The sequence below is a fragment of the Pseudomonas sp. GW821-FHT03C07 genome (assembly GCF_059420925.1).
On the sequence record NZ_JBWKUQ010000048.1, the window covers coordinates 1 to 983 of the forward strand.

Consider the following 983-nt stretch of genomic DNA (forward strand, 5'->3'; position numbering starts at 1 on the left):
CCCCGGCAATCCCGACTTCGCCGTGGGCGACCAGATTGAAATGCGGGTCAAGGGCACCACGCTGGATGGCGAATCAATAGCGCTTGAGTACCCGCCTAAAACCATCGAGAGTGTTCCCAGCATCCCCGAGATTCCACTGCCCAGCGCCGATATCCGTCCGCTGGTCAAGACCCAGGCGGCATTCTCCTACCGCTTGATCAAGGCTGACGATTCCGACGACCAGCTCTCCAGGATCTCCAAAGGTCAGTTTGTCCGTGTGATCGGCGAGGCCAGCCTTCTGGCCGCGCCCATTGCCGTGGACGCCTTCGCGGGCACTCTCGATCCGGCGCTGTCTCGGACCATGATCGAGATTCCCTGGGACGACAGCATGAAAACCGGCCAGGCCATAGAGCTGAAGTGGTTCGGTACCCGGCCGATCGGTGGCGGGGTTTACCTGCCCGATCTTGATCGTCACCTGATCACCGATGGTGAAGGGGATGCCAAGGAGTCTATTTTCATGCCCGTCGACGGTGCTCATTTACGCGCCATCGAGGGCGGCACCCTGGAGCTCTTCTACCTGCTGTGGTTCGACACCGAGGCCCGCGACGTGGCCAGCCGTGAATCCCTGCATGCCGAGCTGTTGAAGATCGGCGAGCCGGTAGCGGAACTGCCGCCACCGGTGGTTGAGCATGAGCAAGGCGGTGTGCTCGACCCGGCGGACACACCCACCGGTACCCGACTGATTGTTCCGCACTACACCAATCCCGATCAGACCGCCGGGGACGAGGTGCACTATGCCTGGAAGGGTTCGAAAACCGGGATGAAAACCGACTGGACCCTTATCACGGGGAATAACGAGGACGATGACGTGCCGTTCAACATCACCTTCGACCTGATCAAGGACAACGAAGGCGGCACGGTGGAGGCCTCCTATTGGGTCAAACGCGTGGCGAACGGCAAGTACAGTCCGTCAGAGGTCTTGCGGATGAGCATTGGCGCGGCCA

General features: G+C 60.9%; 1 pseudogene. It reads left to right on the plus strand.

Features of this window, described 5'->3' with window-relative positions:
• A pseudogene (locus AC07VG_RS33420) lies at window positions 1–983 on the plus strand (hypothetical protein); the annotation flags it as partial.